The following is a 15,173-nucleotide window of genomic DNA, read 5'->3' as shown; positions in this document are numbered from 1 at the left end:
AGAGGGCCTCATAAGAGTGTCTGCACGGTAAATTGCGCCAGATTGGCGCTGGTCCCTTGAGTCTGCGTGGACGCCCCTAGTTTGCTTTGCGCTGGGGAGTCATCCCATTGCACCGTCACGGTAACCAGCGTGTTGTTACTGGTTGCTACGGCAGCGGTAACGACAGAGCCACGTCCGTTTGGTAATTGCGCGATATCCTTAGCAAGCCAGTACCATACGTCGTAGGCGGCTAACTGAGCCACGCTACAGGCCACAACGCTGCAATCGGGAGGGATCGTCGCCGGAGCGGCGGGAAGGACTGCGCCGGTCAGTAAATTATTGACGTTATAACTACCGCTAACGGCAGCAGGACTGTTAGCGCGGACGCGGTCGATGATGTCATAGGCTGATTGGACGGCCTGTTGTTTGAGATAACTCGCGCTATTCGCTTTGTGCGCTACCAACAACATTCCGGCAATACCGATCATGCCAAAAGCAAGTACAACAAGTGCAATCAGGACTTCCAGCAAGGCAAATCCGGTGCGGCGGTCGATGGTTCTTTTTTGACTCATGGCATTCCACCTTTTGCGCTTACTTTATGCTCACCGTTTGTGCTCATTTTTTACGATCATTTTTTTTGAATACAATCATTCGCTAAGGACAAACCAACGCGCCACCCCATACAGCGGTACCCGGCGTAGGCCCTTGCTGAATTGACCCCGTGACAATAACCTGAAGCGATCGTGCATAGGCCGCACCGCGGGTATCGCAAATTTTGAAATTGGATTGCGTGGTAGCAAGGCCGCGAGGGTCGAAGGTGATCGCAGTGGCCGTTACGCCACCAAAAGCCACCGCCGATAGCAACGGATCATTTGGTCCTGCACGATAGCTTTGCAAAAGCGTACCGATGCCCGCAGTGGGAACTGTTTTAACAATCCAACCGGTATTCCAGTTAGCGCCGCAAGTGACAGAACCGGTTGCGCCGACGGGGCAAACCTGCGTAGTGCCATTTTGCGTCAGCGCGCTAGCGCGGGCGTAATTCAGCGCGCTCATAAATGCATTTGCTTGCCCAGTCTGGCGATTATTGAGTAGCAACGTATTGAATGATGGCAGAGCAAGCGAAACTAAAATTGCGGCAATGGCAATCGTGATCAATAGTTCAATCAACGTGAACGCAGCAAAGCTTGAACGCTTGATCACTGAATTTTTCATCAAAGGTCGTTTAACTGAGACGTTAAATAGCCGCCATGTTGATAGGACATTACGGACGATATAAAAAAGATGCAGATAAAACGTGCATCGTCGCTAAACAGGCAAACGCACAATATAGAGGGAAGCGTGAATAAGTTATCTTGATGCAAGTCTGATGTCGCAACTTCAGGAAAAGAATACGTGCAAACCTTGTTTAAACAAAACTTTTTAGACGGACGGCAATTTTTTCCGGATCAGCGGTATTGGTCTCTGTAACGGAATATAAAATAAGGCAAATAAAATGGGATGTTGCGCTGTTTCAACTATTTTTCTGTGCTCAATCAGCGCTGTTTTCAGCGCTGTTTTTTGAACAAACATCGACGTTAGTTCGAGCGGCACTAAGGCTTTTATTTAATACACATCGCGCCGATAGCGCCCTTTGGCGATCAAGTCATCCAGCGCCGCTTCGCCGAGAATGTCGGTGAGTACGCTGTCAATCCCTGCGGCCATTCCATCCAGACTTCCGCAAACGTAAATAACCGCTCCGTCCTGGAGCCATTTGCGCAATTTATCCGCCGCCATACGCAAACGATCCTGAACATAAATTTTTTCTGGTTGATCTCTCGAAAAGGCGAAATCTGCGCCAGAGAGGACGCCGTCAGTCAACCATTGCTGAATTTCATCGCGATACAAGAAATCGTGCGCCAGATTGCGTTCACCGAATAACAACCAATTTGTGTGCTGGCCGGCGTGCGCCCGCGCACGCAAATGACCGCGCAAACCAGCGATACCGGAACCGTTACCGATGAATATGGACGGTGCGTCAGCAGCAATCAACTCGAAGGCAGGATTCGGCAACAAACGCATCTCTACTTCAGAACCCAGCGGAAGGTGTGCGGTAAGCCAACCGGATGCCAGACCAACACCATCTTCATGCATAACCTGACGCACTAATAAGTGGACGCTGCCATCGTTTGGAATTGAGGCGATGGAATAGCGACGCGTGCCGAGCGGTTGTAATTGATCGGCTAATTGTTGCGCGGTGACCGCCAGCATTTCGTTGTTGTGATGCGGCAATATACTCCCAGACAATATTTCACCGAGTGTGATTTCTTCGCCGTTATGGGTGATGATTGTCGCCGCTTTCAGCGCCAGTTGTTGGAGAAAAAAATCGACGCGCGCAATCGAATGGCGTGGTCTGACTTCAACCAATGCGCCAGAAATCCAATGCGTTTGGATTGCGTTCGGCAGGGAAAATTCCAGATGGAAAATAGGGTCGCCCTGACTGCCTGGATTGGATTGTCGGCGCGCATTCAGTCGCCATGATTGGTAAGCACCTGGTGAACGTTGGTCGTCAGATTCCGTAGTTACCGAAATGGCTATTGTCGTGCCTGCAACTTCGCTTAAAGAATGCTGCCAACGGGATAATGCAGCGCTATCGCCGTTATCGACTTCTATCATCGGAAAAAATGCTTGCGCGCCCTGATTTTGTAGCCAGTGATCCAAAGTATGGCCGAAACCACAAAACTGTGGATAAGCGCTGTCGCCCAATGCCAAAATGCCGTAGCGCAGATCTGGTAAAGAATGCCGTGAGGATGGCGATAATGGGGATAATTGTCGGGCAAAGCGTCGTGCGCTATCCGGTGGATCGCCCTCGCCAAAACTACTGGCAACCAATAGCACGCGATGGAAATGGCGTAAACGCTCGGGGTCCAACGTCGCAAAAGACTGTATAGACACCGATACGCCAGCCGCCTGCAACGCGGCTGCACTGCGTAAGGCGATACTCTCGGCAAATCCGGACTGGCTTGCGAAGGCGATCAGGAGTGGTGGCAGTGGCGGTGTTGATACTACGTTATCGCGCGTGGAACCAGCAGGATCGATCTTGGGGCCAGTGACGTTTTCAAGTGCGGCACGTTCGGTGCGCACCATGCGCTTTTTACGCCGACGATCCAGATATAACATCCAGCCTGTGATGCCGAAGAGCGGCAGTCCGAGCCCTGCGAGCGTCATGATGATGCGGCCGGTTAGTCCGAAATAACTGCCCATATGAAGCGGGTACACGCTGCCAATCAAGCGCCCGCCAGCAGATTTGTCGACATAGCGCTCAATTTTAGAAACTTTACCCGTCTGTGGCTGAATCAGCATTTGATTGCGGGCCCTTTCATGCGGCGGGTTTGCGTCGAGGTAGAAAATTTGGATTGGCTTACCGGGTTGTTCTGGCAAGCGCAAACGGGCGTTACTGTAGCCGCCGGTTTTTGCCGTCTCTTCCAAAAACGCCTGCCATGTCAGTGTCAAATCCAGATGACTCGCGGAATCATTCGATGAAGCCGTTGCATCGTCCGGTTTTTGGCGTCGTCCAGAAGATTTATCACCGCGTCCGGCACCTGTTTTTTGCATCCCATCGGCTTGTTTAGATGGCATTTGTTTGGCACTTGGCGTGTCATTGGCCAGCCAATTTGCCCCATCTTTAAACCAGTCGAAGGCCCAATACAAACCGGTCAGGCTAAAGACTAGATACATCACTAGCGCCCAGGTGCCGACCACCGAGTGCAAGTTCCACAAAAACGCACGTCCTGTCATTGAAAAATTGATATTGGTCCAGTTGCGCCACGCCAGCGGACGCCGCGGCCAGCGGAGATATAGTCCGGACAGCGCCAGAAATAGCAGGCACAGCGCGACACTTCCTGCGACTACTTTACCGATGTCTCTAGGAAGAAGGAACCAGCGATGCAACCGTTCCACAAAGGAAAAAAATTCATCACCTTGCAATGCTGGAAGCAACGCGCCAGTGACCGGATTGACATACCGTAGTTCGCCACGTTTTGCGCCCGGCTCTGGCGCAAAATTGACCCGCGCCGCCATATGTGGGTCGGCGAAGACCGTCACCTGTGCGACAGGATGGGATGGTTGTGCGCTCTGTATCCGCAAGATCAACTGATCCGGCGTCAGTGGTGTGATCTTGTTAGAGGATAACGTCATCACTCCGGGGTTCAGAAGATCCAGCAACTCTTCCCTGAACGATAATATCGCACCCGAAAGGCCAACCAGCATGAGCAAAGTTCCGGCAGTAATGCCGATGAACCAATGCACTTGAAATAAGATTTTCTTAACCATATCGGGGAATCAAAAGGGAAGAGTGGTGAGTGGCTGGCAGATTTTTCGACCGTTGTCGTTGCATTGCAGATTGCGTTTTTTATGCAGACAATTTTGCAACGCTACGTGTTTCATATCGGAAGGTCTATGCTCACCTTGTTATTTATTCGGGATTATTATGCGGCATTATAGCTTGGGATAGTAATCATTATCATTCGCATTAAATGAATATTTAGCGCGAGACCTGTTCGACCATTATGTAAGCTCCCCAAGTTTTAAGGCAGTTGTTACGGTCGTTTCGTTTAAAAAGATAAAGAAAGAGTAAAAGCAGATTTTAAAGTAACTGTACAAAAACACAGTTATTCTATGTTTCTCAGTATAATCAGGCAGCGTATCTTCTAGTTGGTTGGCGGTAGGATTGATTAAGCGTCAGTTCTCATTTGTTTATATTTTAGTGATTCACACCACCATGACGATCAAACCCGTAATAGCGGCGGACATTATCGACAATCTCACACGTTGCGGATGGGCTAATCTCAAGAATCCTCTTTACCTGCAGTATCACGATGAAGAGTGGGGTGTGCCTTGTCACGACGAAACGCGGTTATTCGAAATGCTCAATCTGGAAGGCGCGCAAGCGGGTCTCAGTTGGGAAACTGTTCTCAATAAACGTGAAAATTATCGGATTGCGTTCGAACATTGGGATGCCGAAAAAATCGCGCGCTATGATGCCGATAAGGTGGCGGAATTGATGGCGAATGCTGGCATTATCCGCAATCGTCTGAAAATCGCTGCGACAATTAATAACGCACAAGCCTATTTGCGTTTGCGCGATGAGTTAGGTGGATTGGATGCCTTTTTATGGGCTTACGTCGATGGCAAGCCAGTGCGGGGTAACTGGTTTAGTGGGAATCCCAGCCCTGCGAAAACACCACTTTCCGATCGCATTTCAAAAGACATGCTCAAACGCGGATTTAAATTTATTGGTTCGACCATCATTTACGCTTACCTGCAAGGCGTTGGTCTGGTTGACGATCACACAGGTGAATGCTTCCGCCATCATAGTGGGAAGAAGTCCAAGAAGAAGTGAGGGCTTACGTCAATCGCCCCAACTGCGTTGTGCTTTCCTAGCCACCTCGGCGGCCCCGTATTAGCGTACTGTCTTCGTTGGCAGGGTTGGTAAGCCCGTTGCTGAGATGGTTTTACGGCAGTCCTAAAAGGTAAAGGAGTGGCTGGAACAGAGCAGTTAAGTTTCGCCGAAAAGTAAAATCGGGAATGGTGTGTAACAGTGCAGACTTCACCTGAAAATCACCAACGTCACCTCGGGTCAATATCAGTTGAAGTCCGCATTCTTAAAAATTACGCAAGTTAGTTAGTGCACGCTATCGATCCTTAACCGGAAAACGCCTGAATCCCTGTTTGCGCCCGACCAAGAATCAATGCGTGCACGTCATGTGTTCCCTCGTAGGTATTGACCACTTCCAGATTCACCATATGACGAATCACGCCATACTCATCGGATATACCGTTGCCACCTAACATGTCGCGTGCAAGCCGTGCCACGTCCAGCGCCTTGCCGCACGAATTGCGTTTCATCATGGACGTAATTTCAACCGCAGCGGTTCCTTCATCCTTCATTCGGCCGAGTCGCAAGCAGCCTTGTAATCCCAGTGTGATGTCGGTTTGCATATTTGCTAGTTTGAGTTGCACCAACTGATTTGCCGCCAAAGGTCGTCCAAACTGTTGACGATCTAGCACGTATTGTCGCGCCCGATGCCAACAGTCTTCGGCGGCCCCGAGTGCGCCCCAGGCGATGCCGAACCGTGCAGAATCCAAACATGTGAAAGGCCCCTTTAGGCCCCTCACGCCCGGGAGCAAATTTTCTTCGGGTACAAACACCTGATCCATCACGATTTCGCCAGTGATTGATGTGCGTAGGCCGACTTTGCCGTGAATCACTGGCGTTGATAATCCCTTCCAGCCTTTTTCCAGTATGAAGCCGCGAATCACGTCATCCTCAGTTTTGGCCCACACCACAAAAACATCGGCAATCGGCGAGTTAGTGATCCACATTTTTGCGCCTGATAACTGATAGCCGCCGTCAACTTTTTTGGCACGTGTGACCATACTGCCCGGGTCAGAGCCATGATTTGGTTCAGTTAAACCGAAGCAGCCAATTGTTTTTCCACTTGCCAGCGAGGGTAAGTATTGTTGCTTTTGTGCTTCGGAGCCAAAAGCATTGATCGGCACCATTACAAGCGACGATTGCACACTCATCATCGAACGATAACCAGAATCAACGCGTTCGACTTCGCGTGCTATCAACCCATAAGCAACATAACCTAAGCCACCGCCACCGTATTCCGTCGGGATCGTCGCGCCTAGCAATCCTAGCTCGCCCATCTCGCGAAAGATACTCGGATCGGTTTCGCCATTGCGAAACGAAAGCAGAACGCGCGGCGCAAGCTTGTCTTGCGCATAAGCACGGACCGCGTCCCGTACCATGCGTTCGTCGTCACTTAGTTGCTGATCTAGCAATAACGGGTCAGACCAATTGAAAGCTGCTTTAGGTTGTGCCATGTAATTTTCCGGTTGATGTTCTGCGTGATTGCTATATTGACCGCTGCTGTTGGTCGTTGTTTTGAGACCGCATTTTCAGGTTCACTTCGGGCTAATTGGAATAGATAGATTTCGTTAGATTGCTGATTGCAGCTTCGCCGTGATGGCGCTTTGATCATTTTATGGTAATCGATTTGTACGTATTTTGTATCTGTTTATCTACCGATTTGACTTGGGCTCTCACGTGGCCATTATCATTTTGTATGTGATTTTGTTTGTGCGCATCTTGATGATCGGTTTCCGTAGCGGGATAGACGCGAGTATCATCACGTCATTCGCAAAAAATAAGGGAAATTAGTTGTATTTTTGCTACTTTTCTGTTCGGTTCAGTATTTCGTCGACTGCATCGCAATATCGTCGCATCGTCATCGCACCGTCATAGCGCCATGAGACACCTTGCAATGCTACTCGACCGCGTCACTCCCTATTTTTACCTTTTCAGGATTTCACATGTCAACAGAACACTTTATCCCCGGCAAAGACGCCTCGCTAGAATCGTCGATCAGCTCTATGCAAGGCAAGCTGGAGGCGCTTGATTTTCATATCGAAGAACGATCATGGCTTAATCCAGTCGATGGTTGCTGGTCGGTGCATATTCGTGATCGTGATTGCCCGTTGCTGTTTACCAATGGCAAAGGCGCGACTGAACAAGCATCACGTGCAAGTGCGTTGGGCGAATTTTTTGAGCGGCTTTCGTGTAATTATTTCTGGACCCATTTTTACCTTGGTGAAAAAGTGGCGAATGGCCCATTTGTGCATTATCCACGTGAAAAATGGTTTGAACTGAATGACGAAAGCGAAACATGGCCAGCGGGTTTGCTGACCCCGGAATTGCAAAAATTCTATAATCCGGAAGGCACAGTCGATGCCACGATGCTGGTCGATTACAACTCTGGCAACGAAGATCGCGGCATTTGCGCGATTCCTTACGTACGCGAACGTGATGGCGAGACCGTCTGGTTCCCGGTTAACATTATCGGCAATTTGTACGCCAGTAACGGTATGTCAGCCGGTAACACGGAAGCCGAAGCACGCACCCAGGCACTGTCGGAAATCTTTGAGCGCGACGTCAAGTTCCGCATCATCAAAGATGGTCTGTGCTTGCCGGATGTGCCGGAAGAAGTCATCGCACGTTATCCTCGTATCGCCTCCGGGATTCGCGCTTTGCGTGCCGCAGGCTTTGGTATTCTGGTCAAAGACGCGTCGCTCGGCGGGCAATATCCGGTGATGAATGTCACCTTATTAAATCCAACGGACCAAGGCTGTTTCTCCAGCTTTGGCGCTCATCCGCGCTTTGAAATCGCCTTGGAACGGGCATTGACTGAATTGCTGCAAGGCCGCGCGCTGGATGCATTAGGCGGCTTTCCGGAGCCGGGGTTTGATCTGGAAGAAATTGCACATTCACAGAATCTGGAAATTCACTTCGTCGATTCCAGCGGTATCATCAGCTGGAACTTCTTGCGTGATACACCGGATTTCGCGTTCAGCGACTGGAACTTCAGCAACACCACTGCCGAAGATTATGCATGGTCGATCGCCGCCATTCATGCCAAGGGTCACGATATTTATATCGCCGACTTCACCCATTTGGGCGTCTATGCGTGCCGGATTCTGGTACCCGGCATGTCAGACATTTACCCTGTCGAAGATTTGGAGTGGGATAACGTCAGCGTTGGCAATGAAATCCGCGAACCGATTCTGTTCCTGGCAGATCTGGACGATGAAGAATGCACCGATTTGCTGGGTGAATTGAATGAATTGGGATTAGCAGATCAGCGACCAGTTGCTGCATTGATCGGTTTGGTTGCCGACGTTGGTACGTTGTGGAAAGAACTACGTGTCGGTGAATTGAAAACGCTCCTGGCATTGGCCATCGGCGACCGTGAAGCGATTCGTGAAGGCTGTGACTGGATACGTCACTTCAATCAAATTAGCGCAGACCGTCAATTGGTTTATCGTTGCATCGAAAGCCTGATCGGTTTAGATGATGCCAAACCTTACGCCGCCGCCTTGCAACACCTATACGGCGCTGAAACAGTGCTGCAAGCGCATGCATTGCTGAATCGTGAACAACGGTTCTTTGGTATCAAATCGCCGGGCCTGAATCTCGAAGGTTGCGATATGCATCAGCGCTGGTTGGCGGCTTATGCCAAGGTACAAGTGGCTAAGTGAGGCAATAAGCATGATAGGAAGCTCGGAGTAATTCAAGATCGTCTGTAGCCTTGACTACAGGCGATTTTTTTAGGCTACCATGGACTGTGAATGGCTACCTAGCGCCTTGACCTCGCGCTTTCTGTCGACGTAATTCGCACGCTTTTTGCGGTTGAAATTGACTGTTTTAATAATTAAATCTATGAGCAAATTAACCTTAGACCGCATCCTGCAATCACAGGGTGTCGGTACGCGCAAATATTGCCGCACGTTGATTGATGATGGCGAAATCAGCATCAATGGTGAAGTAGTGAACGACTACCGGGCCAAGATCGCAACCGATGGTTTGGTCTTTGTGTTGTTTGATGAGGAATGGGTATATCGCGAGCGCGTCTATATTGCTTTACATAAACCGCCGAATATTGAGTGCTCCCGTAAGCCGAGTCATCATCCGGGCGTTTTGTCGATCTTGCCGGAGGAATTTACCTGGCGCGAACTGCAACCGGTTGGTCGCCTGGATCATGACACGACGGGTTTGCTGTTGATGTCGGACGACGGCACTTTTATTCATGCGCAATCTTCGCCGAAGCGCCATGTTCCTAAAGTGTATGTCGCGACCACGCACGATCCGGTGACACCAGAACTGGTCGCGCAATTGTTAGATGGCGTGCAATTAAACGATGAGCCGGCTCCGTTGAAGGCGGTCAGTTGCGCCATGATTGACGATAAACATATTGAGATCGTGCTTGAGCAAGGTAAATATCATCAGGTTAAGCGCATGTTGGCCGCAGCCGGAAATCATTGCGTCGCGCTGGAACGCACGGCAATTGGTGCAATGACGCTGGCCTCTCTGGCGTTGGAAGAAGGGGATTGGTGTTATTTGACGCCGGAACAACGGGCATTGCTGATACCGGCCTGAGATTGATCCTAAAACCGCGGCTAAAAAAATAGGGAGAAAAGCGTTTGGCTTTTTCTCCCTATTTTGTTTTGCTCATTCTGTCATTAGCAATCTTGGAAGAGATTCGCCAACGGAATGCATATTTAGATCAATGCGAACGGATCATGGTGCCGAAAGCCTGCTCACTCAAGACTTCTAGCAGCAATGAGTGTTCAATGCGACCGTCGATAATATGGACTGCGTTGACGCCAGCTTTGGCGGCATCCAGCGCCGACGAAATTTTTGGAAGCATACCGCCAGAGATGGTGCCGTCTTCAAACATTTCGTCAATTTCGCGTGCTGACAAATCCGTTACCAGATTGCCTTCTTTATCCTGAACACCAGCGATATTGGTCATCATGATCAATTTTTCTGCGTGCAGGATTTCCGCTATTTTGCCCGCTACGACATCGGCATTAATATTGTAAGCCTGACCGTCTGCGCCGAAACCGATTGGCGAAATAATAGGAATGAAGGCATCGTCCTGCAACGCTTTTACCACGGCAGGATTGATTGCCTCGATTTCACCGACGAAGCCAATATCCAGAAACTGTCCTGGATTTTGCTTGTCCGGCATTTTCATCCTGCGTGCCCTAATCAGACCGCCGTCTTTGCCGGTTAAGCCAACTGCCTGACCGCCGTAGTGATTAATTAACATCACGATATCTTGCTGCACTTCGCCACCTAATACCCACTCGACGACTTCCATGGTTTCTTCGTCGGTGACCCGATGGCCCTGAACAAAGATACCTTGCTTGCCGATTTTTTTGAGTGCGTTTTCGATTTGCGGACCGCCGCCGTGCACGACTACCGGATTCATGCCGACCAGTTTTAACAAAATCACGTCGCGGGCGAAGCCATGTTTAAGGCGTTCGTCTGTCATCGCATTGCCGCCGTATTTGACGACAATGGTTTTGCCGTGAAATTTTCGGATATACGGTAATGCCTCTGCCAGAATTCCGGCTTTTACTTTTGGAGGAATGTTGGCAAGTTCATCGGTCAAGTCGAGCATGGGATATCCTGCGATAGTCTGAAAAAGGTGAGCAAAGAGCCGTGGATAAGCGTGGATGTCTGCGAGGTCAAAATTGGCCAACAGCAATCCGCAATTAGGTGTGCGGCAATGGGCGCGATTTTACATGGAAAAGTCGGAGCTTGTTGGGTGCAAAGCAGGGATGTTCGGATAAAACACACAATCACCCTTTTTGATCGGGATAATCGCTGATAAATGACGGCGCAAAGGAGGATTACATCGATCAATTTTATTGCTAAATAATTATTAACCGAATTGATGTCAAAGTTTGATGCAAGGCGTCACGACCAAAGCTGAGCGCATTCATCGTAGAGGATAATGTGGTGCGGGTCGGGGGCGGGTTGAAGTAAAAAATGCGGTGGCGCGCCAGCATTTACACATTTCATGCCTTGCCTAAAATGTACTGGTTATGGCAACGATGTGTACTTTCTTGGTATTGTATTAACTCCGGGTGTGAGGGATCGCAGCACACCCGGTGCAATCAGCATTGCAGATTTACATCCGTCATTGGCTGACGTGGATCATTTCACGGACGATCGGATAGACTTCTTTGTTCCAGCGTCGTCCGCTAAACACGCCGTAATGTCCGACACCGGTTTGCATGTGGTGTGACTTCATGTAGCCCGGAATGCCGCTGCAAAGGTCGTGCGCAGCCATCGTTTGCCCGATTGCGCAGATGTCGTCATGTTCTCCTTCTACGGTCAACAGAGCGGTGCGTTTGATCGCCGCGGGTTTGATCAGGCGTCCAGCACATTCCAGCTTGCCCAACGGCAACGCGTACTCCTGAAACACATCGCGTATTGTGTCCAGATAAAACTCTTCTGTCATATCTAGCACCGCGAAATACTCTTGGTAAAAGGTGCGAGTGGTGTTGGCTTTTTCCAGCGCGCCTTCCGCCAAATCGGAGTACAGCCCTTTAAATGCATTCACGTGGCGTTTAAGGTTCATGCTCATGAACGCGGAAAGCTGCAGGAATCCGGGATACACACGGCGCCCGCCGCCGGGATGGCGCTGCGGGACGGTACTAATCAGGTTCTTTTCAAACCATTCAAATGGCTTGCTGGTGGCCAGTTCGTTCACTCCGGTCGGATTGACCCGGGTGTCAATTGGCCCGGCCATGAGTGTCAGGCTACGCGGTTGGGCGGGATTACCATCTTCGGCCATGATGGCAGTGGCAACCAGAGCGGATACACAAGGCTGGCAGATTGCCACCATATGCGATCCCGGGCCCATCACCTCTAGAAATGCGATGAGATAAAGTGCGTATTCGCTCATGCCAAAAGGGCCAGCATCTAACGGTACGTCCCGGGCATTGTGCCAGTCGGTGATGTAGACGTCGTGATCCGCCAGCATAGTGCGCGCAGTTTCACGCAGCAACGTCGCGAAATGGCCGGACATGGGTGCGACGATGAGTACGCGCGGCTGATCGGTCACGCCCTCTTTCTTAAAATGCAGCAAGGTGCAGAACGGCATGACGTGCGCGACTTCTTCATGCACCAGTACGTCGTGAGTGCTATCTCCTTCGCCTACGTGTATGGTGTTGAGGCGAAAGTCGGGTCGGGTGTGGGTAACTTCAGTGCTTGCAAACATCTCATAAGCTGCAGAAAGTTTACGAACGCCTGGAGCCGCACTTAAAAAAGGGTGGGACATGGCCGTGACGGCGGCCTGTGTAAATAAACGCATCCCCGCCATCATGTCGGAATGCGCTTGATAGACTTGATACTTCATGAGTGCTCCCTTGCCCGAGAGTGGGCGATGCTGAAAGGCATTAGCAAGTTGCAGGCCATCGAATTTCTGGCATGAAGTTTGCTGAGCTGTTTCTGAAATTGTTGTTTATCGAGCGACTCCGCCCACATGCGTTAATGACTAGGGAATCTGCATCATGGCACAAGCTACTCTCTCCATCAGCAGCAAGAATTATTCGTCGTGGTCGATGCGCGGCTGGCTACTGGTTAAATTCTCCAAACTGCCATTTGATGAGCAGATCATATCGCTTGATGATCCGGCTATGCGTGCCGAAATCCTATTACTGGCACCGTCGATGTTGGTACCTTGTTTGTTGCATGACGGGGTTAAAGTGTGGGATACCCTCGCGATAGGCGAATATTTACATGAAATCAAGCCTAAGGCGGGTTTACTGCCAGCTGACCGCGGTGCGCGTGCCCATTGTCGCGCCGTTTGCGGTGAAATGCATTCAGGATTTTCTGCTCTGCGTTCCGCGTTGCCAATGAATTTGCGGGGCCAATTTAAGGAATTCAAGGTTTGGGCGAGAGCGCAAGCCGATATTGATCGCATTGTCACCATTTGGCACGAATGCTTTAATACGTATGGCGGACCATATCTGTTTGGCGCGACACCGTGTATAGCAGACGCTATGTATGCGCCAGTGGTAACGCGCTTTTTGACATACAACGTCAAGTTGGACGCCGTTTGTGCAGCCTATTGCGAATGTATTATGGCTTTGCCGCAAGTGCAAGAATGGGTGGAAGCGGCGAAGTTGGAACCGGTCGAGATTGAGGAACTCGATGCTGAGTTTTAATCATTGATTAATTGCCGTATAGGCATCTAGTTCTGTATTTTCTTTTGTGATTGTTCTTTTATTCTTTAGGGCCGATACCTGACATCGCGCTTTAATGTCTCTGAATAGTCCATTGCCAGCGTAAAAATGACGCTAAAAAATCTCATTCTTTAGTCAAGGTGGGATTTTTTTGACTGCATTGATTCTGTCGAATTTCCTTTGCGTTTCCTTGGTTTCATTATTTCCCTTCATAGGTAAAAAAGCGCTACGCCTCTTTGATACTGAAGAGTAGAGTTGCCTTATCATGGTGCAATCAGACGCTCCTTTTGGATGCATGATGGGTGCCAATATGGTGCGTGAAAATGACATCCGCTTACACACGGTCCAGGTCGGCAACGTGAATTTCTTTTTTCGTAGTTCTTATGAGATTTTGCTGCGGACAAGCGCCAATGAATTTGCTAATTTGCGGCAAAACAAGAGGCAATCGCCGCTAGTGTGTTGGGTATTCGCTGATTCCTGTGGGATACTTTATCGTGCAGAGCAGCGTTAAGGGACCCATTGAGGGTAAGAATAACGGGGCGCAATGAAGTGGGGAATCAACATGGCGGAATGTTTCGTTTGCAAGAGGCAATTTATCTGCGGCGTCCTTTCGCGCAGCGCGTCGACTTGTTGGTGTCAGGCGCTACCGGCGCTAATGCCTGTGCCATTAATGTTGGCAACAACGCCCACAATATCGTCAAATGTAGCGCAACCAGGTTGCTGCTGTCCGGAATGCTTACAAATTTTATTGCTTTTGTAGCAAGTTTAAATCCGACAAATAGTCTTTAGCCTTCGAAAAGTGCCGATTTCGCTTAACTTCGTTCGGGAAGTGTCGCTTCATCGCAGCTACGCACTTCCTTGTGGGTAAAGGTGGCGACGACCTTGGTTAACTGTGCCGAGGTCTGAGCGTTTAACAGCCGTAATTGGAAGGCCACCTTGCCAGCTGTTGCCTTACGCGCTTCTACTCGTATGCCGATCAGACCCTTTTCTTCCAGGCGGGCAACCTGAATTTGCGAGGCCTCTTCAGATTTGAATGTGCCGAGAGAGATGCCATAAAGGAGCGGTGGCGCATCTTGGATGACAAAGAAATCGGTGATGCCAAGGCCGAGCAATTCCTCCCCTTTTTTATTCGCCGCGTCTTGGCTCCCAAACGAAGGCAAGTACACGCGATAACTGGCAATTTCTTGCACTGGGCGGCGGATTGGCTGCACGGTTGGCGCGACTTCAGCTAACTGACTGGCAAATCGCCTTGCTTCAGCAGCGCTGAAATTGCCTACTTCAGTGCAGGCAAAGGCGCTGTTGGCAGCACTGTCTGTGCCATCTTTCTCGCCACCACCTGGATTAGCGGTTGAGGTAATCGCGGCATTATTTGCATTATTTGCACTATTTGAATTAGTCACACCGTTCTGGTTGGTCCTTGCGCTATTGCCTTTTTCACCCTCAGCCTCGGTTACTGGAACCAATTTAATTTTGTCCGCTTGCAATTGGTTAGTTAAACGGGCGGGCTCTCTTCCGTTCGAGATGAGGCCGATGCCCTCCACATAGCCGTGCTGTAACGCAAACAAACCTGCGTTGATTAATAGCAGCAACCAGAAAAATATTTTCAACATAAA

At 50.0% G+C, this 15,173-nt stretch carries 12 protein-coding genes; 5 read left to right on the top strand and 7 right to left on the bottom strand.

Annotated features, from left to right (window positions below; all coding sequences use genetic code 11):
* Window positions 1–8: 8 nt before the first annotated feature.
* From pilV to QN379_RS06285, 3 genes are all read right to left on the bottom strand, one after another.
* Window positions 9–551 (bottom strand): type IV pilus modification protein PilV, encoded by a 543-nt coding sequence (gene pilV, locus QN379_RS06295; RefSeq protein ID WP_322234764.1) that lies wholly within the window; start codon window positions 549–551, stop codon window positions 9–11.
* Between the two features lie 82 nt (window positions 552–633).
* Window positions 634–1,191 (bottom strand): GspH/FimT family pseudopilin, encoded by a 558-nt coding sequence (locus tag QN379_RS06290; RefSeq protein ID WP_322234766.1) that lies wholly within the window; start codon window positions 1,189–1,191, stop codon window positions 634–636.
* A gap of 390 nt (window positions 1,192–1,581) precedes the next feature.
* Entirely contained in the window at window positions 1,582–4,287 is a 2,706-nt protein-coding gene (locus QN379_RS06285; RefSeq protein ID WP_323506260.1) for a sulfite reductase flavoprotein subunit alpha, read from the bottom strand.
* A gap of 448 nt (window positions 4,288–4,735) precedes the next feature.
* On the opposite strand from QN379_RS06285, the gene QN379_RS06280 reads away from it, so the two are divergent.
* Window positions 4,736–5,356, top strand: coding sequence for a DNA-3-methyladenine glycosylase I (locus tag QN379_RS06280; protein WP_323506259.1), 621 nt, complete (start codon window positions 4,736–4,738; stop codon window positions 5,354–5,356).
* Window positions 5,357–5,658: 302 nt separating this feature from the next.
* On the opposite strand, the gene QN379_RS06275 is transcribed toward QN379_RS06280, so the two are convergent.
* A complete protein-coding gene (locus QN379_RS06275; protein WP_322234771.1) occupies window positions 5,659–6,846 on the bottom strand; it encodes an acyl-CoA dehydrogenase in 1,188 nt (395 codons plus the stop codon).
* 489 nt (window positions 6,847–7,335) lie between these two features.
* On the opposite strand from QN379_RS06275, the gene ycaO reads away from it, so the two are divergent.
* Both ycaO and QN379_RS06265 read left to right on the top strand, forming a co-directional pair.
* On the top strand, window positions 7,336–9,057 hold the full coding sequence (gene ycaO, locus QN379_RS06270) for a 30S ribosomal protein S12 methylthiotransferase accessory factor YcaO (protein ID WP_323506258.1): 1,722 nt from the start codon (window positions 7,336–7,338) through the stop codon (window positions 9,055–9,057).
* Between the two features lie 181 nt (window positions 9,058–9,238).
* Window positions 9,239–9,955 (top strand): pseudouridine synthase, encoded by a 717-nt coding sequence (locus tag QN379_RS06265; RefSeq protein ID WP_322234775.1) that lies wholly within the window; start codon window positions 9,239–9,241, stop codon window positions 9,953–9,955.
* Between the two features lie 127 nt (window positions 9,956–10,082).
* On the opposite strand, the gene argB is transcribed toward QN379_RS06265, so the two are convergent.
* Together argB and QN379_RS06255 are read right to left on the bottom strand one after the other, a co-directional pair.
* A complete protein-coding gene (gene argB / locus QN379_RS06260; RefSeq protein ID WP_322234777.1) occupies window positions 10,083–10,985 on the bottom strand; it encodes an acetylglutamate kinase in 903 nt (300 codons plus the stop codon).
* Window positions 10,986–11,507: 522 nt separating this feature from the next.
* Complete coding sequence (locus QN379_RS06255) at window positions 11,508–12,731, bottom strand: polyhydroxyalkanoate depolymerase (RefSeq protein ID WP_323506257.1); 1,224 nt, start codon at window positions 12,729–12,731, stop codon at window positions 11,508–11,510.
* A gap of 154 nt (window positions 12,732–12,885) precedes the next feature.
* On the opposite strand from QN379_RS06255, the gene QN379_RS06250 reads away from it, so the two are divergent.
* Together QN379_RS06250 and QN379_RS23675 are read left to right on the top strand one after the other, a co-directional pair.
* The gene (locus QN379_RS06250; RefSeq protein ID WP_322234781.1) at window positions 12,886–13,542 is read left to right on the top strand and encodes a glutathione S-transferase family protein; all 657 of its coding nucleotides are present in this window, start codon (window positions 12,886–12,888) and stop codon (window positions 13,540–13,542) included.
* Between the two features lie 562 nt (window positions 13,543–14,104).
* Window positions 14,105–14,320 carry a cysteine-rich CWC family protein gene (locus QN379_RS23675; protein ID WP_416348530.1) on the top strand — a complete coding sequence of 72 codons (216 nt, stop codon included), beginning with the start codon at window positions 14,105–14,107 and terminating at the stop codon, window positions 14,318–14,320.
* A gap of 52 nt (window positions 14,321–14,372) precedes the next feature.
* Here QN379_RS23675 and QN379_RS06245 read toward each other — a convergent pair whose 3' ends face one another.
* Window positions 14,373–15,170 carry an SPOR domain-containing protein gene (locus tag QN379_RS06245; RefSeq protein ID WP_323506255.1) on the bottom strand — a complete coding sequence of 266 codons (798 nt, stop codon included), beginning with the start codon at window positions 15,168–15,170 and terminating at the stop codon, window positions 14,373–14,375.
* Between the last annotated feature and the right edge of the window lie 3 nt (window positions 15,171–15,173).

Origin of the sequence: Glaciimonas sp. Gout2 (genome assembly GCF_035018905.1) — a bacterium.
Taxonomy (GTDB): Bacteria; Pseudomonadota; Gammaproteobacteria; order Burkholderiales; family Burkholderiaceae_D; genus Glaciimonas.
The sequence above is the reverse complement of the archived record's forward strand: the minus strand, read 5'-3'. Positions and strand labels throughout refer to the sequence as shown.